Here is a 20,633-nt window from a genome sequence, read left to right on the forward strand (position 1 = left end):
CGGCCTGGCCTGCTACCTGCTGGCCACGCGCAGCCAGCTCCTGGCGGTGGCCGTGGTGCTGGCCTCCCTCTACCCGGTGGTCCCGGTGCTGCTGGGCCTCCTCGTCCTGCGCGAGCGGGTGACGCGCACGCAGGCGGTGGGGCTCGTGGCGGCGGCCGCCGCGACGGTGCTGCTGACCGCCGGCTGAGCGCTCAGGCCGACTCCAGCACCTTCCGTACGTTGTCGAGGACCCGGTCGCGGTCGCGGCGGACCGCCTCGAACGTGCTGCGGTGCCGGGCCAGCTCCTGGCGCTGCAGCCGGTCGGCGACGGACACCCACACCCCGGCCGTGTTGTGTTCCCGCTTGCACTCGACGTCCGCGGTCGCCGTGCCCAACTCCCGTTCCGTGCGCCGGGAGTTGCCGTCGTCGCCGCGCCGCCACGCCTTGTCGGAGAAGGCCGCCGCCGGGTCGGCGTACCGCTTGAACCCGCGGTCCACGACACAGTCCGACCAGGTCTTCAGGGCGCGCCGCAGCTGCGCGTCCTTCGCGGCCCGCTTGTCGACGGCGGCATCGCGCTCGGCCACGTACGTCCACATGCGGCGGAGATCCTGGACGCCGCGCAGGACGCGCCGGTCCGCCTCCCCGGAGCAGCCGCCGCGCGGCACCTCGTGGCCGTGCGCGGTGCGGTGGACGTCCTCGGAACTCGATGCGGAATAGGCGGCGGACTCCTCGTAGGTCATCTCCCGTCCCGCGGGTTCCCGGAGTCCGGTGTCCTTCCTCCGCGGATTCCAGCCGTAGCCCCAGTGCCGCGCGGTGTCCAGGTCGAGCAGGCCGACGGGGCCGGTGCTCACGGCGACCAGCGCGCCGTGGGAGGTGTTCCCCATGCTCGGCCACTTGGGGTCGCGCGGGAAGTCGGTGAAGCCGAGCCGCACCATGCACCGCTGCGCGAGCAGGCTCTTCGCGCGGTCGAACCGGTCGTACGCCTTGTCGTCCGACCCGTCGAACTCATAGCGCTCCAGCGGGAGTTCGGGCAGCTTCCCCTCGTCCCGCAGGACCGGGACGCCGTCCACCGTGTCCGGCGTCCCCGCCCCGCCGCAGCCCACGAGTGCGGCCACCGCCAGGGCGACGAGCACCACCGCGCGTCTCACTCCCCCGCCTCCCCGATCTTGCGCACCACACGCGCCGGATTGCCCACGGCCACCACGTCGGCCGGCAGGTCGCGGGTGACGACGGCGCCCGCGCCGACCACGGTGTTCGCGCCGATGGTGACGCCGGGGCAGACGATGACGCCGCCGCCCAGCCACACGTTGTCGCCGATCGTGATGGGCTTCGCGGCCTCCCACTTGGCGCGGCGCGGTTCGGGGTCGACCGGGTGCGTCGGGGTCAGCAGCTGCACGTTCGGCCCGATCTGCACGTCGTCGCCGATCCGGATGGGCGCCACGTCCAGCATCACCGCACCGCAGTTCACGAAGGTGCGCGCGCCGATGCTGATGTACCGGCCGTAGTCGACGGAGAGCGGCGGCCGCACGACGACGCCCTCGCCGACCTCGCCGAGCAGTTCGCGCAGCAGGGCCTGCCGGGCGGGCAGATCGGTGACGCTGCTCGCGTTGTAGCGCTCGCCGAGCCCGGCGGCGCGCAGCGCGTCCGCCTCCAGTTCGGGGTCGTCGGCGAGGTAGAGGTCACCGGCGAGCATCCGCTCCTTCTGGCTACGGGGTTCCGGGCGCGGCCACGCGCGCACGTCGGTCACCGCGGCCACCGCCAACGGCCCGTAGAGGTGCGGGAACCGGGGACCGCCGGGCGCGACCTCCTCGACCCGCACCGGCACGTCGAGCCGGTCCCGGTCGATGACCAGGACCACCAGCTCGCCGGGCGCGGGATCCGTCCCGTACAGCATCTCCGCGACGCCCCGCAGCTGGTGCGGGAACGAGCAGTGGATGAACCCCTCCTCCTGGAGGGTCCTGCCGCGGGTCGACATCTCGTACGTACCGGCGGCCTGGGCGCTCTCCCACAGGGCGCGCTCGGTGATGTGCAGGAGTTCGGTCATGCGCCCAATCTATGAGCCGGCCGGGCCGGGGGTGAGGCGGGCCGCCCGTATCCGCAGATAGCGCTGTTCGGGCCGGCTGAGCGTCCCGGTGGCGGCCTCCTGGTAGGCGGCGCGCGCCGCGTCGGTGTCCCCGGCGAGTTCCAGGAGGTGCGCGCGGACGGCGGCGAGCCGGTGGTGGCCGCCGAGCGCGTCGGTCAGCTCGTCCGCCTCGGCGAGCCCGGCCTCGGGCCCGTGCACCATGGCGACGGCGACGGCCCGGCCGAGCGCGGCCATCGGCTCCCCCGCGGGCGCGATCCGTACGAGGAGGTCGTAGAGGGCGAGGATCTGCGGCCAGTCGGTGTCCTCGGCGCGCTCCGCCTCGTCGTGCAACGCGGCGATGGCGGCCTGGAGTTGATAGGGCCCGACGGGGCCGCGCGGCAGCACCCGCTCGACGAGCGCGATCCCCTCGGCGACGGCCGCCCGGTCCCAGCGGGTGCGGTCCTGCTCGTCGAGGCGGACGAGTTCGCCCGCGGCGTCGGTGCGGGCGGCGCGCCGGGCGTCGGTGAGCAGCATCAGGGCGAGCAGCCCGCCGACCTCGCTGTCGTCGGGCAGCAGGGCGTGCACGGCGCGGGTCAGCCGGATCGCCTCCGCCGCGAGGTCGGCGCGGCGCAGCTCGGCGCCCGACGTCGCCGTGTACCCCTCGTTGAAGATCAGGTACAGCACCTGGAGGACGGCGGGCAGCCGCTCCCGCCACCCCTCCGGCCGCTGGAACCCCACGCCGCGGAGCTGTCGTTTGGCGCGGCTGATGCGCTGCGCCAGGGTGGCCTCCGGCACGAGGTACGCGCGGGCGATCTCGGCCGTCGTCAGACCGCCGACGGCCCTGAGGGTGAGCGCCACCTGGGACGGCGGGCTCAGGTCCGGGTGGCAGCACAGGTGGAGGAGCGTGAGGGTGTCGTCCGCGGCGGGTGCGCGGGGAGCGTCCGGCGGCGGGGCGGTGAACGCGTCGCGCGGCAGCAGCGCCGCCTCCGCCTCCTCGCGCAGCCGCCGCGCCCGCTCGGCGCGCAGCGCGTCGGTGAGGCGGCGGGCGGCGACCCTGATCAGCCAGCCGCGCGGATTCTCCGGGACGCCCGTGTCGGGCCACTGCCGGGCGGCGGCGAGCAGCGCCTCCTGCACGGCGTCCTCGGCCGCGTCGAAGTGCCCGTACCGGCGCACGAGCGCGCCGAGGACCTGCGGCGCATGGCGGCGCAGCAGGTCCTCGACGACGTACGGCGGGCTCAGCACACGTCGCCGCCGCCTTCCATGATCTGCCGGATCACGACGGGGTAGACGGGCGCGCCCTCGGGCTGCGGGCACTGGAGGATGCGCTCCGCGATCTCGGTCACTCGCTCCAGGCTCGGGCAGTCCAGCACCCAGTAGCCGGCGAGGAGTTCCTTGGTCTCTCCGTAGGGACCGTCGGTGACCACCGGCCGTCCGTCCGCGCCGAGGCCGACCGTGCGGGCCTGCGCGGGCTCGCCGAGGCCCTGGCCGTCGACCATCTCGCCGGACTCCGCGAGGTCGTTGTTGAGCGCGCCCATGAAGGCGTACATCGCCTGCAGGTCCTTCTCGCCCCAGGCCGGGCTGTCCTTGCCGCCCTTGCCGCTCATGGCCTCGTAGTCCGCCTGCGTGCCCTGGATCATCACCAAGTACTTCATGGTTCTGCGCTCCTTCGGTGCGGGCCGCCCGCGCGGTGCCGGCGGCTGCTTCACCTGGGACGTCGGAGCCGTCGACACGTTCTCGACACCGCGCCGAAGAATTTCTCCGGGAATTTCTCCACGGGGCTCCCCCGGCTCCAGCGGCTGCCCCGGCTCCAGTGTGGCAGCGAAGGACTACCGCTTCCGGGTGTACCGGCGGACGATCACGCCGTTCCCGAAGGTGCGGTTCTCCACCAGGTCGAACGCGTCCAGGCCGGACGTGCGGCCGCCGAACATCGGCAGGCCGGCGCCGAGGATCACCGGATAGGTCTTGAGCACCAGCTCGTCGATCTCGTCCGCGAGCAGTCCGGCCAGCTGCGCGCCGCCGCACAGCCAGATGTCCCTGTCGCCGTCCTCCGCCTTGAGCTCGCGGATCCGGCCGACGACGTCGTCGCGGACCAGCTCGACGTTCGGATCGGGGGACTCGGTGAGGCTGCGCGTGGCGACGAACTCGCGCAGGTGCCCGTACGGGCTGGTGATGCCGAGGTCGAGCCCCACCTGGTAGCTGCCGCGGCCCTGGACGACACTGTCGAACTTCTTGTTCTCGACCCCTTCGAGGCCGAGGATCTTGCGGCCCTCCACCGAGATGGTGTCGGGGTACTCGCTCGTGAGGAACGCGAGGAACTCCTCGTCCACGTACGACATGAACATGTTGCCGTCACCGGACTCGTCCCCGATGAAGCCGTCGATGGACACGGCGACGAAGTACGTGAGCTTGCGCAAGCTGGTCTCTTTTCGTAGGCGACTGGTCGTCGAGCACCCCCGGCGCTCGAACCACTTCAGTTATAGTGCTCCATGTGTAGTGGTTGCAAGAGGTTTCCTGGAAACGGGCCGCCGGAGCCGGAGTCGACGGGGACGTCGGTGTCGGCCCCGGTGCCGGAATAGGAGGAGTGTCATGGCGAGGAACGCGGAGCGCAGGGCGGCTCTCGTGGACGCGGCGGTCGAGGTGCTGGCGGCCGAGGGCGCGCGGGGGCTGACCTTCCGGGCGGTGGACGCGGCGGCGGGCGTGCCGACCGGCACGTCGTCGAACTACTTCAGCAGCCGCGACGACCTCATCCACCAGATCGACGGCTGGCTGCACCAGCGGCTCGCCCCCGACCCGAAGGCCGTCGAACGGCTCCTGGAGCGGCCCAGGGACCGGGCCCTCGTCGTCGCGTTCATGCACGACCTGATGGGGCGCGCGCAGCGGGACCGCACCGGGTTCCTGGCCATGATGGAACTGCGCCTGGAGGCGGGCCGCCGGCCCGAGCTGCGGGCGTCCCTGATGACGTCGCTCCGCGCTGACCTCGACGAGGGCATCGCGTTCAACGCGCAGGCCGGACTGCCCGGCGGCGCGGAGGAGATCACCCTGCTCTACCTGGGCATGCTCGGGCTCATCCTGGAACACCTGACGATGCCGGGGATGCTGGACGACGCGATCCCCGGCGTGAGCGTGCCGGACGGTGTCGTGGAACGGCTCGTGGAGCGGATCGTGCCCGACGGCGGCGCCTGACGCTCCGCGCCCGGCCTACCCGTCCGGCCCGCCGCGCCGCTGGTCAACCGGCTTGCGGCTCCCGCCACATGGGCCACATCGAAGGGCCGTCCGGCAGGTCGAGCGCGGTGCCGGTGAAGACGAAGCCGAGGCGCTCGTACAGGGCGCGGCTGCGCGGGTTGCTGGCCTCCAGATAGGCGGGCAACCCCTCGCGGTCGCAGCGCTCCAGAACCGGCGCCATCAGCGCGGTGCCGAGCCCTTCGCCCTGCCGTCCCGGTGCGACACCGATCATCCACAGGTAGACGTGCGCGCGGCCCTCGGGGTGGATCTCGGTGGTCCAGCGGGCTATCTGCTCGACCCGCTCGTTGTCGGGGTCGACCGCGGCGCGCACCTGGGCGGGCACGTCGTCCTGGTCGCCGCCGCCCTCGCGGCCCCCGTCGCCCGCCCCGTCGTGCGGCGCGTCCGGCATGTCCATCCACAGCGCGACGGCCGAACCGTCCTCCGCGAGGTCGATGTACCCCTCGGCGAGCGTCACGTCGGTGAACACCCCCATGAGACCCGCGTGCCGGGCCAGCCGGTGCTCCTCGCCGGGGAACACCCAGTTGCTGACCGGGTCGTCCCTGAACGATTCGTCGAGCAGCCGCACGACGAGGTCCCGGTCGCTCTCCTGTGCCCGCCGGACCCGCACACCCACGCCGAACCGCCCCCTGCCCAACCTGCCTGCTCCGTATGGTCGTTGGCAGCCTAAGCGATCTCTGGAACAGGTGGGCACGGGCCCCGCACTGCGAGGCGCGGGGTACGGGGTACGGGGCATGAGCCACGGGGCGGCTCGGTCCGGGGCGGCGCCGCTCAGCAGCCCCGCCGCGTCACGAACTCCGCGAGGGCGAGCAGGCCGTCCGCCGCCTCGGGCACCGGCACCGCCCGCTGGAGGTGGTACATCGCCCGGGACATCTGGTCCGCCGCCTGCGTCTGCGCCCAGTCCCGGCCACCGGCCCGCTCGACCGCCCGCACGATCGCCTCCAGTTCGGCCTCGGACTCCTTCCTCGGGGGCGGCGGCCCGTACAAGGCGGCCAGGTCACCGCCCGCCAACCCGCCCTCGGCCAGGGCCGCGACGACCGGCAGGGACTTCTTGCGCACGGCCAGGTCCGCGCCCGCCGGCTTGCCGGTACGGGCCGGGTCGCCCCATATCCCGATCACGTCGTCGATCAGCTGGAAGGCGAGCCCGGCCGCCCGCCCGAACGCGTCGAGCGCCGCGACCTCCTCCTCGTCCGCCCCCGCGTACAGCCCGCCGATCGCGCACGCGCAGCCGAGCAGCGCCCCGGTCTTCGCCTCCGCCATGGCCAGCGTCTCCTCCAGCGTCACCGCCGCCGGGTCGCGCCGCTCCAGGGCGACGTCGGTGGACTGACCGGCACACAACTCAACGACACAGGAAGCGAGCCGGGCCGCCGCGGCCGGCGCCGCCCGGTGCGGGTCCTCGGCGAGCAGCAACTGGGCCTGCGCCTGGAGGGCGTCACCGGCGAGGATCGCGTCGGCGTCCCCGAAGACGGTCCACGCGGTCGGGCGGTGCCGCCGGGTGGCGTCCCGGTCCATCACGTCGTCGTGCAGCAGCGTGAAGTTGTGCGTCAGCTCCACGGCGGCAGCCGCCCTCACCGCACGCTCGGAGCCCGCGCCGAGAGCCCGCGCCGCGGCCAGCACCAGGGCGGGCCTGACGGCCTTCCCCGCATGCCCGGCCGCCGGTGTCCCGTCCGCATGCTCCCAGCCGAAGTGGTACAGGGCGACGCGGCGTACGGACCCCGGAAGGGCCTCGACGGCCCGCCGCAGCTCGGGGTCGACCGAGGCCCTGGCCTGGGCCAGGATCACCGCCGCCTCCTGCGCCTCCTGCGCGTCGCGCCCGACGGCCTCCGGCCCTTCGGGCCAGTGCCCCGCCCCGCTCGACCCGGCAGGCACTGCCGCCACTCGCGTCTCCGTCGTCTGCGTCATGGACTCACCCCGGGAGGGTGCGGACGGTGGCCGTTCCGCTGCTGCTGGGCGCGTACCCCTTGGGTGTACCCGCCCGGGTGGGCGGGGACACGGCGTGCCGGGAGCGGCTCGTCACCGCCAGCGGCCGATCTCGACGTTCTCCAGGACGCCGAGCGCGTCCGGCACCAGGACGGCCGCCGAGTAGTACGTGGTCACCAGGTACGAGATGATCGCCTGCTCGCTGATGCCCATGAACCGCACCGACAGGCTCGGCTCGATCTCGTCCGGGATGCCGGACTGCCGCAGACCGATGACGCCCTGGTCCTCCTCTCCGGTACGCATGCAGATGATGGACGTGGTGCGCGCCTCCGAGATCGGGATCTTGGAGCACGGGTAGATCGGCACACCGCGCCAGGTCGGGATCCGGTTCCCGCCGACGTCGATGCTCTCGGGGACCAGCCCCCGCTTGTTGCACTCACGGCCGAACGCCGCGATCGCCTTCGGGTGGGCCAGGAACAGCTTGGAGCCGCGGCGCCTGCTGAGCAGTTCGTCCATGTCGTCCGGGCTGGGCGCGCCGTCGTGCGGCTGCAGACGCTGGTCGTACTCGCAGTTGTTGAGCAGTCCGAACTCCCGGTTGTTGACGAGCTCGTACTCCTGGCGCTCCTTCAACGCCTCGACGGTGAGCCGGAGCTGGTGCTCCGTCTGGTTCATCGGCTGGTTGTACAGGTCGGCCACGCGCGTGTGGATGCGCAGCACGGTCTGCGCGACGCTCAGCTCGTACTCGCGCGGCGCCGACTCGTAGTCGACGAAGGTGCCGGGCAGCACCGCTTCCCCGACGTGGCCCGCGGAGAGGTCGATCTCCTTCTCCCCGTACTTGTTCGCCCGCTGCTCCGGGACCGCGCGCAACTGCTGGAGGTGGTCGCGCAGGGAGTCGGCGCGCTCGGCGACCTGCTCCAGGTCGCGGCGCGGCAGCGCGAGCACGGTGCACGCGGTGACGGCGCGTGCCGTGTACTCCCAGATGGTCTCCGGGTCGAGCAGCGCCTGGTCGCCGAAGTACGCGCCGTCGGCGAGCACCCCGAGCACCGCGTCGTCCCCGTACGGCCCGGTGCCGATCTTCTCCACGCGGCCGTGCGCGAGCAGGAACACCTCGTCCGCCTGGCTGCCGAACGAGGCGATGACCTCGCCGGCCGCGAACTCCCGCTGGGTGCACCGCTGCGCCAGCTCGCCGAGGACGTCCGGGTCCTCGAAGTCCCGCAGGGCGGGCAGCTCACCGAGCTCCGCCGGGATGACCCGGACCTCGTCCCCCGTCTTCACGAACGTGATCCGCCCGTCGCCGACCGAGTAACTCAGCCGCCGGTTCACGCGATAGGTGCCGCCCTGCACGTTCACCCAGGGCAGGGTGCGCAGCAGCCAGCGGGAGCTGATCTCCTGCATCTGCGGCGCGGACTTGGTGGTGGTGGCCAGATTCCGCGCGGCGGATGTGCCGAGGCTCTTCTGCTGCCCCGACTGCTCCGCGCGGACCTCTTCGCCTACCGACATGGAATGCCCTCCCGATCATGAACTGACCTGCGGAGACCAGCCTTCCAGCACGGAACGTACGCGCGCCATTACACAAATGAGCGGGAATGGATCTCGTGGGACCGGGCATTGGGCGGCACTTTTCGCACCCGGTTCGAGGGGTGGGGGGCGGGTTTCGGAACTCGAAGATCCCGGCATGCGTTGATCGGGAAACGGCGGACGACAGAAGAGGTGACCACCATGGCGGGCTTTCTGGACCGGGCCAAGGAGCAGGCGCAGCGCGGGCTGACGCAGGGCAAGCAGAAGCTGGACGACGTGCAGGCCCAGCGCGCGGGCAGCGACCTGCTGAAGAAGCTGGGCGCCGCGTACTACGCGGAGCGCTCGGGCGGCGGCAGCCCCGAGGCCACGCAGAGCGCGCTGCGGGCACTGGAGGCGCATATCGCGACGAACGGGGACGCGTTCCTGCGCGGCTGACCCCCGGGGCCGGTCGACCGGTGTCCGGAACGGCTCGCACGGAATCCGAACGAGTAGTCCCTGCCTGGCCGTTCCGGGTACAAGCAGCGGTACGAGACGAGCCACGACCGGTGGCCGTCGCGCCGCACGAAGGAGCCGGCCATGGCCCCACCCATGTCCGCGAGCAGTTTCATCGACGCCCTCAGGGACGAGGGTCTGACCGTGGTCGAAGTCGGCGACTGGCAGCATCACAATCGCAACCACAAGGGGGCCTGGGGTCCGCTGCACGGCGTGATGATCCACCACACCGTCACCTCGGGCAGCGAGGGCACCGTCCGCATCTGCCGGGACGGCCACCCGGACCTGCCGGGCCCGCTGTGCCACGGCGTCATCACCAAGGACGGCCGGGTGCACCTGGTCGGGTACGGCAGGGCGAACCACGCGGGGCTCGGCGACGACGACGTGCTGCGCGCGGTGATCGCGGAGAAGGCGCTCCCGCACGACAACGAGGCGAACACGGACGGGAACCGTCACTTCTACGGCTTCGAGTGCGAGAACCTCGGCGACGGCGAGGACCCGTGGCCGGCCGCGCAGCTGGAGGCCATCGAGAAGGCGGCCGCCGCGCTCTGCCGCCATCACGGCTGGACGGAGCGCTCGGTCATCGGCCACCTGGAGTGGCAGCCCGGCAAGATCGACCCCAAGGGCTTCACGATGACCGCGATGCGCGAGCGCATCCGGGAGCGGCTCAAGTAGGACGCGGTTCGAGCTGGGCCCGCTCAAGTAGGGCGCGGCTCAAGCAGGACGCGGTTCGAGCAGGGCCCGGCTCAAGCAGGACGCGGTTCGAGCAGGGCCCGGCTCAAGCGGGACGCGGCTCACGGCAGGACGCGGGAGGGACCGGCGGCGGTGCGGGGCCGGGGCTCCGAGCGGGTCGGTCACGGCGGGCACCCGGACACATGTCCGACAATGGCCGGGTGCCCCGTCCGACCGCCTCCGGCCTGTCGCCCCGCCTGCCGTCGCCCCTCGTCGCGCTCGACGACGACCGCTTCGCCCGCCACGGCGTCCGCGTCCTGCTCAAGCGGGACGACCTGATCCACCCGGATCTGATCGGCAACAAGTGGCGCAAGCTCGCCCCGAACCTGGACGCGGCGGACGGCCGCGCGATCGTCACGTTCGGCGGCGCGTACTCGAACCACCTGCGGGCCACGGCCGCCGCGGGCCGCCTCCTTGACGTGCCCACCATCGGCATCGTGCGCGGCCAGGAGCTCGCCGACCGCCCGCTCAATCCCTCCCTGTCCCGCTGCGCGGCCGACGGCATGCGGCTGCACTTCGTCGACAGGTCGACGTATCGGCACAAGGACGACCCCGCCGTCCTGGCCGCCCTCCTGCGGGCGGCCGACGCCGTCGACGCCTACCCGGTCCCCGAAGGCGGCAGCAACTCCCTCGCCGTGCGGGGCTGCACGGAACTGGGGCGCGAGCTGCGCGGCCACGCGGACGTCGTCGCCGTCGCCTGCGGCACCGGCGGCACCCTCGCGGGACTCGCGGCGGGCCTCGCCCCCGAGCAGCGGGCCCTGGGTGTCCCCGTGCTCAAGGGCGGCTTCCTGCCGGCCGAGATCCGCGCCCTCCAGGAGGCGGCCTTCGGCGGCCCGCGCGGCGCCTGGCGGACGGCGGACGGTTTCCATTTCGGCGGCTACGCGCGCGTGCCCGCCGAACTCGCCGAGTTCGCCGACGACTTCGAGCTCCGTCACGGCCTCCCGGTGGAGCGTCTCTATGTCGCCAAAATGCTGTACGCGCTGGTCGCCCTCGCGCAGGAGGGCAGGTTCGCGCACGGCACCACCGTCGCGGCCGTGATCACCGGAGCGCCCGACGGGGACGCTCAGTCGTCGACCTCCCGGTAGGCGGCGGCCTCCTCCAGGTCCAGCTTGCGCAGCAGCGTCCGCATCATCTCGTCGTCGATCCGCCGCTCGTCCCGCATCCGCACGAAGACCTCGCGCTCGGCGGCGATCGCCTCCCGCGCGAGCCGCCGGTAGGTGTCGTCCGCGGACTCACCGGTCACCGGGTTGGGCTGGCCGAGCCGCTCCCACACGGAGTTGCGGCGGCGCTCCAGAACGGTGTGCAGACGGTCCTGGAGGGGCTGTGGCAGGCAGTTGCGCCGGTCCCGCATCAGCTCCTCCACCCGCTCCTCCGCGGCCGTGGAGGCGACGCTCTGCGCCTGCGCCTCGGCCAGCGTCTCGGCCTGCGCGTCGCGGCCGGGCAGCTTGAGCAGCCTGATGAGCGGCGGCAGCGTGAGGCCCTGCACGACGAGGGTGCCGATGACGGTCGTGAAGGTCAGGAACAGCACCAGGTTCCGTCCGGGGAACGCCTCACCGTCGTCCGTGACCAGCGGGATCGAGAAGGCGATGGCCAGCGACACCACTCCGCGCATCCCGGCCCAGCTCACGATGAGCGGTTTGCGCCAGTCCACGTCGTCCTCGCGCTCGCGCACCCGCGGCAGCAGCCACCACGGCAAGTAGGTCGCCGGGTACGACCACACGAACCGGATCACGACCACGAGGAAGAACACGGCGACCGCGTACCAGACGGCCTGCCCCACGCTGTACTCACCCAGCCCCGTGAGGACGAAGCGCAGCTGGAGCCCGATGAGCGCGAAGACCGACGACTCCAGGATGAACGCGACGACCTTCCACACCGCGGCCTCCTGGAGGCGCGTCTCGAAGTCGACCTGCCAGGAGCGGTGCCCCAGGTACAGGGCGACGGTCACCACGGCGAGCACTCCGGAGGCGCCTACTTGTTCGGCGGCGGCGTACGCGACGAAGGGGATCAGCAGGGAGAGCGTGTTCTGCAGGATCGCCTCCTTCAGGTGGGTGCGCAGCCAGTGCAGCGGCACCATCAGCAACAGCCCCACGCCGACCCCGCCGACGGCCGCGACCAGGAACTCCTTGATGCCGCCCGCCCAGCTGGCCCCCTCCCCCACGGCGGCGGCGAGCGCCACCTTGTAGGCGGTGATCGCCGTCGCGTCGTTCACGAGGGACTCGCCCTGGAGGATGGTGGTGATCCTGGACGGCAGTCCCACCCGCCGGGCGATCGCCGTGGCCGCCACCGCGTCCGGCGGCGCGATCACCGCGCCCAGGACGAGCGCGGCGGTCAGCGGCAGGTCGGGGATCAGCTCGTACACGAGCCAGCCGACCGCCACCGTGGCGAACAGGACGTAGCCCACCGACAGGAGCGCCACGGGCCTGAGGTTCGCCCGCAGGTCCAGGTAGGAACTCTCCAGGGCGGCCGTGTGCAGCAACGGCGGCAGGATCAGCGGCAGCACGACGTGCGGGTCGAGGGTGTACTCGGGGACACCCGGCACATAGGAGGCCACCAATCCGACCGCGACGAGGAGGAGCGGCGCCGGCACCGGTGTCCTGCGCGCCGCCCCCGCCACCGCGGCACTCGCCGCGACCAGCCCCACCAGTGGCAATACGTCCATGACCCGCCTTCCGCCCTACGTGTCCGCAGCGCCCGTCGTAACCTGGCCATCATGAACGAGTGCCCGCACGTCGACGCGCTGCCGAGCCCCGAGCCCGCCCCTCTGAGCGAGACCTGCCTCGAGTGTCTGGCCGTCGGCAGTCACCCTGTGCAACTGCGGCTGTGTCTCGTCTGCGGCCACGTCGGCTGCTGCGACTCCTCCCCGTTCCAGCACGCGACCGAGCACTTCAAGGCGACCGGTCATCCCGTGATGCGCACCTTCGAGCCTGGTGAGAGCTGGCGTTGGTGCTTTGTCGACATGGCTCTCGTCTGATCCGGACGTTGCGCGGGCGCGTCGGGGTTCGATCGGTGAGCGCTTGGGTACGTCATCCCGGCGCTCGCCGTTTCCAATTGGGTCCGCCCGCCCTCTAGCCACTGTCCGTACCCGTAGGCTTACTATGAGTGACAGCAATGGGCCGGGGGTCCCCGGGACAGGGAAGTCGGGCGCGCGGTAGCGTCACCGCAGATATATGTGGCGCATCACCCGGGGGACGAAGCCTCCGGAGCCCGAAAGTGCTTGTACCACCTTGGAGGTGAGGGTGTCCCAGATCGCAGGCGAGCCCGGGAATCAGGACTTCGTGGAAGTCCGGCTGCCGGCTGCGGGTGCCTACCTGTCGGTGCTGCGGACGGCCACGGCCGGTCTGGCAGCGCGTTTGGACTTCACCCTCGACGAGATCGAGGACCTGCGCATCGCGGTCGACGAGGCCTGCGCGATCCTGCTCCAGCAGGCCGTCGCCGGCTCCGTGCTCAGCTGCGTGTTCCGTCTCGTCGACGACTCCCTGGAGGTGACCGTCTCCGCGCCGACGACGGACGGCCGGGCGCCGGAGCGCGACACCTTCGCGTGGACGGTCCTTTCGGCCCTCGCGGGCCAGGTCGACTCCACCGTGGCCGAGGACAGGACCGTTTCGATCAGCCTCTACAAGAAGCGCGGCGCGGGCCCCGGCCCGGCGTGATGAACGGGGACGGTCCGGTGCGGGACGACAAGCGCGGCACACGGGATCTCCCGGCCGACGGCACGGGCGGGATGCGACGGCTGACCACCGGCATCCCCGAACAGCAGGCCCGGCCGCACCCGGAGGACACGACGGACCCGGCGGCCGATGCTCCACAGCAGGCAGCACCGACCACCGGGGCCGGGCTTCGCGGGGCCCCAGGGGGATCGGACGCGCGACGGGCGGGATTGATGAGCGACCACCAGCGACACGGTGAGCAGCACGGCCGACACGACCCGCAGGACCGCAGCGGTGCGCGGGCGATGTTCATCGAGCTGCGCACCCTCAAGGACGGCAGCCAGGAGTACGCCGAGCTGCGCAACCAGCTCGTGCGCATGCACCTGCCCCTGGTCGAGCACCTGGCACGCCGCTTCCGCAACCGCGGCGAGCCGCTCGACGACCTCACGCAGGTCGCGACGATCGGCCTGATCAAGTCCGTCGACCGCTTCGACCCGGAGCGCGGCGTGGAGTTCTCCACGTACGCCACCCCGACGGTCGTCGGCGAGATCAAGCGGCACTTCCGCGACAAGGGCTGGGCGGTGCGCGTCCCGCGCCGCCTCCAGGAGCTGAGGCTCGCCCTGACCACGGCGACGGCGGAGCTGTCGCAGCTGAACGGCCGCTCTCCCACGGTGCACGAGCTCGCCGAGAAGCTGGGCATCTCCGAGGAGGAGGTCCTGGAGGGCCTGGAGTCGGCCAACGCGTACTCCACGCTGTCCCTGGACGTCCCGGACACGGACGACGAGTCCCCGGCGGTGGCCGACACCCTGGGGGCCGAGGACGAGGCGCTGGAGGGCGTCGAGTACCGCGAGTCCCTCAAGCCGCTCCTGGAGGACCTGCCGCCGCGCGAGAAGCGCATCCTGCTCCTGCGCTTCTTCGGGAACATGACGCAGTCGCAGATCGCCCAGGAGGTCGGCATCTCGCAGATGCACGTCTCCCGGCTGCTGGCCCGCACGCTGGCCCAGCTGCGGGAGAAGCTGCTCGTCGAGGAGTGACCCACGCAGGGACGAGAACGAACGAGAAGGCGCCCGGTACGGAATCCGTACCGGGCGCCTTCTCGTGGCGACGTACCGCGCTACTGGGAGGAGGACCCCGGCGTACGGATGCCGAGCGCGCGCGTGGTGGCGGGGTTGACCAGGAGCACGAGGGCGGCGACGGCCACCACGCCGAGCACGATCCCGCCGGGGATGGCCACGCTGTCGGCCTGGAGCAGCGTGTAGGCGACGGGCAGCGCCATGATCTGCGTGATGATCGCCGGTCCGCGGCTCCAGCTCTTGCGGGCCAGCAGTCCGCGCGCGGCGAACAGCGGCAGCAGCGCGAGCACGATCAGCGTGACGCCGCCGGTGATCGCCTGCTCCGGGTTGTCCGGGTGCCCCGCGAGTCCGGCGATCAGCATGTAGGCGCCGCCCACGACGAGCGCGGCCCCTTCGAGGCCGGCCAGGGCCGCGGCGGCGGTCAGCCGACCGGGGCGGGGGCCGTCTGCTGCGGAGGTCTCGGGGGCGGGGTTCTGCTCTGAGGTCACCTTTGCAGAGTAGCCCCAGGCGACCGCTCCCCCGGTGGCCGCGTCCCACCCCGGTGACCCGCGGACTCTTACGTGACTCCTACCTCGGTCTGGGCGCGATCAAGGCCGCTAGGTACCCTGCCTTGCATGCGTGCACTTCTCGTGGTCAATCCGGCGGCAACCACCACCAGCGAGCGCACGCGTGATGTCTTGATCCACGCGCTGGCGAGCGAGATGAAGCTCGAGGCCGTCACCACCGAGTACCGCGGCCACGCCCGGGACCTCGGCCGGCAGGCCGCGGAGAGCAAGGACATCGAGCTGGTCGTCGCCCTCGGCGGCGACGGCACGGTCAACGAGGTCGTGAACGGTCTGCTGCACCACGGCCCCGACCTCGACCGCCTGCCGGGCCTCGCGGTCGTGCCCGGCGGCTCCACGAACGTCTTCGCCCGCGCCCTGGGTCTGCAGAACGAGCCCGTGGAGGCCACGGGACAGCTTCTGGACGCCCTGCGCGAGGGCCGGCAGCGCACGGTGGGCCTGGGTCTCGCCGGGGGCACTCCCGGCACCGAGGACGAGGCGGTGCCGTCCCGCTGGTTCACGTTCAGTGCCGGCCTCGGTTTCGACGCGGGCGTCGTGGGCCGGGTCGAGCAGCAGCGGGAACGCGGCAAGCGTTCGACGCACGCCCTGTATGTGCGACAGGTGGTCCGCCAGTTCCTCGGCGAGCCCGACCGCCGGCACGGCACGATCACGCTCGAACGCCCGGGCGAGGACCCGGTCACGGATCTGGTCGTCTCCATAGTCAGCAACACCTCCCCGTGGTCCTTCCTGGGCAACCGGCCTCTCTATCCGACGCCCCAGGCGTCCTTCGACACCGGCCTTGACGTGCTCGGATTGAAGAAACTGTCGACCCCTGCGGTGACCCGCTACGGCACCCAGCTGCTGATGTCGACCCCCGACCGGGGCCCCCACGGCAAGAACGCGGTCACGCTCCACGACCTGACCGACTTCACCTTGCATTCGAAGGTGCCCCTGCCCCTCCAGATGGACGGTGACCACCTCGGGCTGCGGACGAGCGTGACGTTCACAGGCGTACGCCGTGCACTGCGTGTGATTGTGTGAGTGGAAGGGCCCAAAGTCCTTTATCTCGAACGTTTGGGCCAGCATCCACCCCATGGAAGTACGGCTGTGACCTAGCCGACACCGAGGAATCAAAAAAAACTTTCCGGAAGGGGTTGTATCCGCCGCCGAGGTTTGCGAATCTCTACATGGCGCTCGGGACGGCCCGCAACATCGGCCCCACAGAGAGCCCGAATCCCCTCCTCAAAGCAACGGACCACCGTCGCGTACGTGACGTTCGGCCCTTCACTTGTTGAGGGATTCGTGAAAGCGTTCACATTCACAAGCAACCTGCACGTAATACCAAGGAGAGGTAGCAGCCATGGACTGGCGTCACAACGCCGTTTGCCGCGAAGAAGACCCCGAGCTCTTCTTCCCCATCGGCAACACTGGTCCTGCGCTGCTGCAGATCGAGGAAGCCAAGGCCGTCTGCCGTCGCTGCCCCGTCATGGAGCAGTGCCTGCAGTGGGCGCTCGAGTCCGGCCAGGACTCCGGCGTCTGGGGTGGCCTCAGCGAGGACGAGCGCCGCGCGATGAAGCGCCGCGCCGCTCGCAACCGGGCCCGTCAGGCCTCCGCCTGATTCCCCACCCCGTTCGAGCCTGAGCCCGGCGGCGCGTACAGCGAGTACGCATCTCCCGCCCCCGAGCCGCAGCGCGCAGTACCCCCGATGCTCCCCCAGGCTCAGCCCGGGACATGACCCGAGCAACGCGAGCAGTGAGCCCCGGACCGTTCAACGGTCCGGGGCTCACTGCTGTTTGCGTCTGCGCAGTGTCTACGGAGGAGCCGCAGCACGCCTACGACTCTCCGTAGGCGGCTGCTTCCGCCTAGGCGGCTACTTCTGCGAGTTGACCGGGATGTCGAGGACGACCCGGGTGCCGCGCTCCGGGGCCGGCACCATGTCGAACGATCCGCCCAACTCGCCCTCCACCAAGGTGCGGACGATCTGGAGTCCCAGGTTCCCGGCCTTCTTCGGGTCGAAGCCCTCGGGCAGGCCGACGCCGTCGTCCTGGACGGTGATCAGCAGCCGGGCCTCCTTGCTGGTGCCGCCGCGGACGGCCGAGACCTCCACCGTGCCGGTGTCGCCCTGCCGGTAGCCGTGCTCAAGTGCGTTCTGCAGCACCTCGGTCAGGACCATCGACAGCGGGGTGGCCACCTCGGCGTCCAGGATCCCGAAGCGTCCCGTGCGCCGGCCGGTCACCTGACCCGGCGAGATCTCCGCCACCATCGCGAGGACCCGGTCGGCGATCTCGTCGAACTCCACGCGCTCGTCCAGGTTCTGGGAGAGCGTCTCGTGCACGATCGCGATCGAACCCACGCGCCGGACCGCTTCCTCCAGCGCCTCGCGCCCCCGGTCCGACTCGATGCGCCGGGCCTGCAGGCGCAGCAGCGCGGCGACGGTCTGCAGGTTGTTCTTCACCCGGTGGTGGATCTCCCGGATGGTCGCGTCCTTGGTGATCAATTCCCGCTCGCGGCGCCGCAGTTCGGTGACGTCGCGGAGCAGTACGAGGGAACCGATCCTGGTCCCCTTCGGCTTGAGCGGGATCGCGCGCAGTTGGATCGAGCCCTCCTCACCCTCGATCTCGAACTCGCGCGGCGCCCAGCCGCTGGCGACCTTGGCGAGCGCCTCGTCCACCGGCCCGCGGGACGGGGCGAGTTCGGCCGTGGTGGTGCCGAGGTGGTGGCCGACCAGGTCGGCCTGGAAGCCGAGGCGGTGGTACGCGGACAGGGCGTTGGGCGACGCGTACTGGACGACTCCGTCGGCGTCGAGCCGGATCAGTCCGTCGCCCACGCGCGGGGACGCGTCCATGTCGACCTGCTGCCCCGGGAAGGGGAACGATCCGGCCGCGATCATCTGCGCCAGGTCGGACGCCGACTGGAGGTAGGTCAGCTCCAGGCGCGACGGCGTACGGACGGTCAGCAGGTTCGTGTTGCGCGCGATGACGCCGAGGACGCGGCCCTCCCTGCGTACGGGGATGGACTCGACCCGGACCGGGACCTCCTCGCGCCACTCGGGGTCGCCCTCGCGCACGATGCGGCCCTCGTCGAGCGCGGCGTCCAGCATCGGGCGGCGGCCGCGCGGCACCAGGTGGCCGACCATGTCGTCCTGGTAGGACGTGGGCCCGGTGTTGGGGCGCATCTGCGCGACGGAGACGTACCGCGTGCCGTCGCGCGTGGGGACCCACAGGACGAGGTCGGCGAAGGAGAGGTCGGAGAGCAACTGCCACTCCGAGACCAGCAGGTGCAGCCACTCGAGGTCGGAGTCACCGAGGGCGGTGTGCTGGCGTACGAGATCGTTCATGGAGGGCACGAGCCCGAGCGTACCTGTCGGTCGGCAGGGCCCCGAACCGATCGGTATCGCCTCTATCGACGGGTGCCGGTGGGTGCCGGTGGGTGTCGACGGATGCCGACGGGTGTCGACGGATATCAACCGGTATCGCCCCGGAAAGACCGACGGGCCGCGGCGCCGGGGGTCGGGACCCTCAACCCTTTCCCTGGCACCGCAGCCCTTCAGGTGCATCGACGTCCAGGTGTGCGGTCCCGGCTGTCGATCGAGGATCCGGCGCAGTCAGGGCAGAGAGCGCGGTTCCTCTGTCCGTCCTCCTGTGCGGGGAGGGCGGAGGTCTCAGTTACGCATTGTGGACTAGACCATTCTCCGATGTCCATGCATCGACGGAGGTTTGTTGTCGTCTCTTCCTCCGACGACGGAGCCCACGGTTACTCCAACGTACGCCCTCACCCACGGGTGCCGGGCAGGACCGGTTCATTCTGAGGCCAGACCGTCATCGCGAGATCGGCGACGGCCTCCAGCTCGGCGCGGCTCGCACCGTCCCGCGACTGCTGCGACATGCCCTGGAACACGGCTCCGACGAAGCGGGTGAGCGCCGCGGTGTCCGTGCCGGGCGGCAGCTCTCCGGCGTCCAGTCCCTGCCGCAATCGGTCCTCGATGGCGGCGAGGCTGGCGCCCCGCTGCTCGCGGAGGGCCTGCTCGACCTCGGGCGTCGTGCAGTTCGTCGCGGCGTGGATCACCAGGCAGCCGTGCGGGTGCCCGGGGGCCGTGAACTCGTCGGCCGCCTCGCGCAGCAGCCGGGCGATCGCCCCGCGCGCCGTGGGCTCCTCGGTCAGGGCGCGGCCGGGGCCCGAGCCGTGCGTGACGCCGTAGACCCGCACGACCTCCTCGAACAACGAGCGCTTGTCGCCGAACGCGGCGTACAGACTCGGGGCCCCGATGCCCATCTCGCGGGTCAGGTCGGAGACCGAGGTCGCCTCGTAGCCGTTCTCCCAGAAGGCGCGCATGGCCTTCTCCAGGGCGGTCTCCCGGTCGAACGAACGGGGCCGCCCGCGCTGCTTGGTCGCCATGGGGTGAATTCTATAGCGCCCACTAGAAAACCGGGCCGGGCGTGCGCTACGGTCTTTCTCTAACGACCGCTACAGATATGCGGCGACCGCTACAGACATGCGCTGCGAGCGCAGAGAGGGGTGTCCGGCATGGGCTCACTCACGGGCAGGACGGCATTGGTCACGGGCGCGAGCCGGGGCATCGGGCGGGGCGTCGCCGAGCGGCTCGCACGGGACGGGGCGCGGGTCGCGGTGCACTACGGGACGAACGAGGCGGCGGCGAAGGAGACGGTGGCGGCGATCGAGGCGGCGGGCGGTTCGGCGTTCGCGCTCGGCGTGGAGCTCGGTGCGCCGGGCGCGGCCGAGGAGGTGTGGGCGAAGTTCGACGCGCGGGCGGACGGCCTGGACATCCTCGTGAACAACGCGGCGGTGCCCACGTCGAGCGCGTTCGAGGCGATCGACGAGGCCGAGTTCGACCGGCTCTTCACGGTGAACACCAGGGCGCCGTTCTTCCTCACCCGGCTCGCGGCCGGACGGCTGCGGGACGGCGGCCGCATCATCAACATCTCCTCGGGCGCCACGCGGACGACGGCCATGGCCCAGCTCATGCCGTACGCGATGACGAAGGGCGCCCTGGAGGTCTTCACGCAGTACCTGGCCCGGGTGCTCGGCCCGCGCGGGATCACGGCGAACACGGTGGCGCCGGGCATCGTCGACACGGACGTGAACGCGCAGTGGCTGCGCTCCAGTGACGAGGCGTGGGCCGGGGCGGCGGCCTTCTCGGTGCTCGGCAAGGTGGGGACACCGGCGGACATAGCCGACGTGGTGGCGTTCCTCGCGTCACCGGACGGTCGATGGGTGACGGGGCAGTGGGTGGATGCGACGGGGGGTTCATTGATCTGACGAGGGGGCTCGGCTCCGAGTCGCCGCGCCTCCCTGAGCCGCAGAGAGACCGGACCGACGGCGCCCGCAGCTCCCACGGCACCCGCAGCACCCACAGCACCCACGGCACCCGCAGCACCCACACCCTCAGCACCGACAGCCGTGCCGG

The 20,633-nt window shown here is 71.7% G+C and carries 23 protein-coding genes and 1 pseudogene; 11 read left to right on the forward strand and 13 right to left on the reverse strand.

The window, feature by feature from the left end:
- Window positions 1–187: EamA family transporter (locus tag RBJ77_RS15500; protein WP_372345562.1), on the forward strand; the 187-nt coding region annotated here is incomplete at its 5' end.
- Window positions 188–191: 4 nt separating this feature from the next.
- Here RBJ77_RS15500 and RBJ77_RS15505 read toward each other — a convergent pair.
- The 6 genes and pseudogenes from RBJ77_RS15505 to RBJ77_RS15530 all read right to left on the reverse strand — a co-directional run bounded on the left by RBJ77_RS15505 (window position 192) and on the right by RBJ77_RS15530 (window position 4,455).
- Window positions 192–1,127 carry a hypothetical protein gene (locus RBJ77_RS15505; RefSeq protein ID WP_372345563.1) on the reverse strand — a complete coding sequence of 312 codons (936 nt, stop codon included), beginning with the start codon at window positions 1,125–1,127 and terminating at the stop codon, window positions 192–194.
- Window positions 1,124–1,672: a sugar O-acetyltransferase gene (locus tag RBJ77_RS15510; protein ID WP_372345611.1), complete on the reverse strand. Its 549-nt coding sequence runs from the start codon at window positions 1,670–1,672 to the stop codon at window positions 1,124–1,126. The genes RBJ77_RS15505 and RBJ77_RS15510 overlap by 4 nt, the downstream gene beginning before the upstream one ends.
- A gap of 24 nt (window positions 1,673–1,696) precedes the next feature.
- Window positions 1,697–2,023 (reverse strand): annotated as a pseudogene (locus RBJ77_RS15515) (DUF952 domain-containing protein); the annotation flags it as partial.
- A gap of 9 nt (window positions 2,024–2,032) precedes the next feature.
- Window positions 2,033–3,283 (reverse strand): RNA polymerase sigma factor, encoded by a 1,251-nt coding sequence (locus RBJ77_RS15520; RefSeq protein WP_372345564.1) that lies wholly within the window; start codon window positions 3,281–3,283, stop codon window positions 2,033–2,035.
- Window positions 3,277–3,693, reverse strand: coding sequence for a YciI family protein (locus RBJ77_RS15525; RefSeq protein ID WP_255971958.1), 417 nt, complete (start codon window positions 3,691–3,693; stop codon window positions 3,277–3,279). Before RBJ77_RS15525 ends, RBJ77_RS15520 begins: the two co-directional genes overlap by 7 nt.
- Before the next feature lie 174 nt (window positions 3,694–3,867).
- Window positions 3,868–4,455, reverse strand: a complete 588-nt coding sequence (locus RBJ77_RS15530; RefSeq protein WP_372345565.1) for a dihydrofolate reductase family protein — start codon at window positions 4,453–4,455, stop codon at window positions 3,868–3,870.
- 172 nt (window positions 4,456–4,627) lie between these two features.
- Between RBJ77_RS15530 and RBJ77_RS15535 the strand changes: the two genes are divergently transcribed.
- Window positions 4,628–5,224, forward strand: a complete 597-nt coding sequence (locus RBJ77_RS15535) for a TetR/AcrR family transcriptional regulator (protein WP_372345566.1) — start codon at window positions 4,628–4,630, stop codon at window positions 5,222–5,224.
- 43 nt (window positions 5,225–5,267) lie between these two features.
- Here RBJ77_RS15535 and RBJ77_RS15540 read toward each other — a convergent pair whose 3' ends face one another.
- From RBJ77_RS15540 to RBJ77_RS15550, 3 genes are all read right to left on the reverse strand, one after another.
- Window positions 5,268–5,897: a GNAT family N-acetyltransferase gene (locus RBJ77_RS15540; RefSeq protein ID WP_372345612.1), complete on the reverse strand. Its 630-nt coding sequence runs from the start codon at window positions 5,895–5,897 to the stop codon at window positions 5,268–5,270.
- A gap of 155 nt (window positions 5,898–6,052) precedes the next feature.
- Window positions 6,053–7,183, reverse strand: coding sequence for a family 2 encapsulin nanocompartment cargo protein polyprenyl transferase (locus RBJ77_RS15545; protein WP_372345567.1), 1,131 nt, complete (start codon window positions 7,181–7,183; stop codon window positions 6,053–6,055).
- Between the two features lie 111 nt (window positions 7,184–7,294).
- Window positions 7,295–8,701, reverse strand: a complete 1,407-nt coding sequence (locus RBJ77_RS15550) for a family 2B encapsulin nanocompartment shell protein (RefSeq protein ID WP_372345568.1) — start codon at window positions 8,699–8,701, stop codon at window positions 7,295–7,297.
- Between the two features lie 219 nt (window positions 8,702–8,920).
- Here RBJ77_RS15550 and RBJ77_RS15555 point away from each other — a divergent pair, with 219 nt between their 5' ends.
- The 3 genes from RBJ77_RS15555 to RBJ77_RS15565 all read left to right on the forward strand — a co-directional run bounded on the left by RBJ77_RS15555 (window position 8,921) and on the right by RBJ77_RS15565 (window position 11,028).
- On the forward strand, window positions 8,921–9,154 hold the full coding sequence (locus RBJ77_RS15555) for a hypothetical protein (protein WP_372345569.1): 234 nt from the start codon (window positions 8,921–8,923) through the stop codon (window positions 9,152–9,154).
- A 141-nt stretch (window positions 9,155–9,295) separates the two neighbouring features.
- On the forward strand, window positions 9,296–9,886 hold the full coding sequence (locus RBJ77_RS15560) for an N-acetylmuramoyl-L-alanine amidase (RefSeq protein WP_372345570.1): 591 nt from the start codon (window positions 9,296–9,298) through the stop codon (window positions 9,884–9,886).
- 200 nt (window positions 9,887–10,086) lie between these two features.
- A complete protein-coding gene (locus RBJ77_RS15565) occupies window positions 10,087–11,028 on the forward strand; it encodes a 1-aminocyclopropane-1-carboxylate deaminase/D-cysteine desulfhydrase (protein ID WP_372345571.1) in 942 nt (313 codons plus the stop codon).
- Here RBJ77_RS15565 and RBJ77_RS15570 read toward each other — a convergent pair.
- Window positions 11,007–12,605 (reverse strand): Na+/H+ antiporter, encoded by a 1,599-nt coding sequence (locus RBJ77_RS15570; protein ID WP_372345572.1) that lies wholly within the window; start codon window positions 12,603–12,605, stop codon window positions 11,007–11,009. The two genes, RBJ77_RS15565 and RBJ77_RS15570, sit on opposite strands and share 22 nt — an antisense overlap.
- 51 nt (window positions 12,606–12,656) lie before the next feature.
- On the opposite strand from RBJ77_RS15570, the gene RBJ77_RS15575 reads away from it, so the two are divergent.
- The 3 genes from RBJ77_RS15575 to RBJ77_RS15585 all read left to right on the forward strand — a co-directional run bounded on the left by RBJ77_RS15575 (window position 12,657) and on the right by RBJ77_RS15585 (window position 14,627).
- Window positions 12,657–12,917, forward strand: coding sequence for a UBP-type zinc finger domain-containing protein (locus RBJ77_RS15575; protein ID WP_372345573.1), 261 nt, complete (start codon window positions 12,657–12,659; stop codon window positions 12,915–12,917).
- 265 nt (window positions 12,918–13,182) lie between these two features.
- Window positions 13,183–13,596, forward strand: a complete 414-nt coding sequence (locus RBJ77_RS15580) for an anti-sigma regulatory factor (RefSeq protein WP_255971978.1) — start codon at window positions 13,183–13,185, stop codon at window positions 13,594–13,596.
- Window positions 13,593–14,627 (forward strand): RNA polymerase sigma factor SigF, encoded by a 1,035-nt coding sequence (locus tag RBJ77_RS15585; RefSeq protein WP_255971980.1) that lies wholly within the window; start codon window positions 13,593–13,595, stop codon window positions 14,625–14,627. The genes RBJ77_RS15580 and RBJ77_RS15585 overlap by 4 nt, the downstream gene beginning before the upstream one ends.
- A gap of 80 nt (window positions 14,628–14,707) precedes the next feature.
- Here the strand turns inward: RBJ77_RS15585 and RBJ77_RS15590 are convergent, their stop codons facing one another.
- Window positions 14,708–15,154: a hypothetical protein gene (locus tag RBJ77_RS15590; protein WP_372345574.1), complete on the reverse strand. Its 447-nt coding sequence runs from the start codon at window positions 15,152–15,154 to the stop codon at window positions 14,708–14,710.
- 126 nt (window positions 15,155–15,280) lie between these two features.
- Between RBJ77_RS15590 and RBJ77_RS15595 the strand changes: the two genes are divergently transcribed.
- A complete protein-coding gene (locus tag RBJ77_RS15595) occupies window positions 15,281–16,249 on the forward strand; it encodes a diacylglycerol kinase family protein (protein WP_255971984.1) in 969 nt (322 codons plus the stop codon).
- 319 nt (window positions 16,250–16,568) lie between these two features.
- Complete coding sequence (locus RBJ77_RS15600; protein ID WP_016639615.1) at window positions 16,569–16,826, forward strand: WhiB family transcriptional regulator; 258 nt, start codon at window positions 16,569–16,571, stop codon at window positions 16,824–16,826.
- 252 nt (window positions 16,827–17,078) lie between these two features.
- On the opposite strand, the gene RBJ77_RS15605 is transcribed toward RBJ77_RS15600, so the two are convergent.
- Both RBJ77_RS15605 and RBJ77_RS15610 read right to left on the reverse strand, forming a co-directional pair.
- Entirely contained in the window at window positions 17,079–18,545 is a 1,467-nt protein-coding gene (locus tag RBJ77_RS15605) for a sensor histidine kinase (RefSeq protein WP_372345613.1), read from the reverse strand.
- A gap of 434 nt (window positions 18,546–18,979) precedes the next feature.
- A complete protein-coding gene (locus RBJ77_RS15610; protein ID WP_372345575.1) occupies window positions 18,980–19,603 on the reverse strand; it encodes a TetR/AcrR family transcriptional regulator in 624 nt (207 codons plus the stop codon).
- 129 nt (window positions 19,604–19,732) lie between these two features.
- Here RBJ77_RS15610 and RBJ77_RS15615 point away from each other — a divergent pair, with 129 nt between their 5' ends.
- Window positions 19,733–20,485: an SDR family oxidoreductase gene (locus tag RBJ77_RS15615; protein ID WP_372345576.1), complete on the forward strand. Its 753-nt coding sequence runs from the start codon at window positions 19,733–19,735 to the stop codon at window positions 20,483–20,485.
- Window positions 20,486–20,633 lie beyond the last annotated feature (148 nt).

This window comes from Streptomyces sp. KL116D (assembly GCF_030766975.1).
Lineage (GTDB): Bacteria > Actinomycetota > Actinomycetes > Streptomycetales > Streptomycetaceae > Streptomyces > Streptomyces longispororuber_A.

What these genes read in the sequence shown, in the direction of transcription:
- RBJ77_RS15535 (WP_372345566.1), top strand. Translation starts at nt 4,628, where the DNA reads ATGGCGAGGAACGCGGAGCGCAGGGCGGCTCTCGTGGACGCGGCGGTC.
- RBJ77_RS15555 (WP_372345569.1), top strand. Translation starts at nt 8,921, where the DNA reads ATGGCGGGCTTTCTGGACCGGGCCAAGGAGCAGGCGCAGCGCGGGCTG.
- RBJ77_RS15545 (WP_372345567.1), bottom strand. Translation starts at nt 7,183, where the DNA reads ATGACGCAGACGACGGAGACGCGAGTGGCGGCAGTGCCTGCCGGGTCG.
- RBJ77_RS15610 (WP_372345575.1), bottom strand. Translation starts at nt 19,603, where the DNA reads ATGGCGACCAAGCAGCGCGGGCGGCCCCGTTCGTTCGACCGGGAGACC.
- RBJ77_RS15525 (WP_255971958.1), bottom strand. Translation starts at nt 3,693, where the DNA reads ATGAAGTACTTGGTGATGATCCAGGGCACGCAGGCGGACTACGAGGCC.
- RBJ77_RS15550 (WP_372345568.1), bottom strand. Translation starts at nt 8,701, where the DNA reads ATGTCGGTAGGCGAAGAGGTCCGCGCGGAGCAGTCGGGGCAGCAGAAG.
- RBJ77_RS15600 (WP_016639615.1), top strand. Translation starts at nt 16,569, where the DNA reads ATGGACTGGCGTCACAACGCCGTTTGCCGCGAAGAAGACCCCGAGCTC.
- RBJ77_RS15570 (WP_372345572.1), bottom strand. Translation starts at nt 12,605, where the DNA reads ATGGACGTATTGCCACTGGTGGGGCTGGTCGCGGCGAGTGCCGCGGTG.
- RBJ77_RS15605 (WP_372345613.1), bottom strand. Translation starts at nt 18,545, where the DNA reads ATGAACGATCTCGTACGCCAGCACACCGCCCTCGGTGACTCCGACCTC.
- RBJ77_RS15615 (WP_372345576.1), top strand. Translation starts at nt 19,733, where the DNA reads ATGGGCTCACTCACGGGCAGGACGGCATTGGTCACGGGCGCGAGCCGG.
- RBJ77_RS15595 (WP_255971984.1), top strand. Translation starts at nt 15,281, where the DNA reads ATGCGTGCACTTCTCGTGGTCAATCCGGCGGCAACCACCACCAGCGAG.
- RBJ77_RS15560 (WP_372345570.1), top strand. Translation starts at nt 9,296, where the DNA reads ATGGCCCCACCCATGTCCGCGAGCAGTTTCATCGACGCCCTCAGGGAC.
- RBJ77_RS15575 (WP_372345573.1), top strand. Translation starts at nt 12,657, where the DNA reads ATGAACGAGTGCCCGCACGTCGACGCGCTGCCGAGCCCCGAGCCCGCC.
- RBJ77_RS15510 (WP_372345611.1), bottom strand. Translation starts at nt 1,672, where the DNA reads ATGCTCGCCGGTGACCTCTACCTCGCCGACGACCCCGAACTGGAGGCG.
- RBJ77_RS15565 (WP_372345571.1), top strand. Translation starts at nt 10,087, where the DNA reads ATGTCCGACAATGGCCGGGTGCCCCGTCCGACCGCCTCCGGCCTGTCG.